We start from the raw sequence: 260 nt of genomic DNA on the forward strand, positions 1-260 counted from the left end.
ATTATTCTGCTTTATACAGCTATCTTTTTCCCATTCTAGTCAATTTATACCTCGATTTGACTGGGGTACACCTCTTAAGGTCAATCCCAAACTCGTTTCAGCGTCAGCGTAAACCCTGGCAAAACCTGCTCTCCAGACAATGTCATCGGATTCTCTAACACCTCAACGGCTTGACCCGGACGATAACTTTCCCCCCGCTTATTTTTTGGGTCGATCGACCAGCCTAACTGCGCCCCATTCTCCAAATATTCCTGCATCTT

1 protein-coding gene is annotated in these 260 nt (G+C 45.8%); it reads right to left on the reverse strand.

The window, feature by feature from the left end; genetic code table 11:
* Positions 1-80: 80 nt before the first annotated feature.
* Positions 81-260 (reverse strand): Uma2 family endonuclease (locus SB717_RS37280; protein WP_410908146.1); only part of this gene is annotated, 180 nt, incomplete at its 5' end.

Origin of the sequence: Priestia sp. SIMBA_032, from assembly GCF_046535215.1 — a bacterium.
GTDB lineage: Bacteria > Bacillota > Bacilli > Bacillales > Bacillaceae_H > Priestia > Priestia aryabhattai.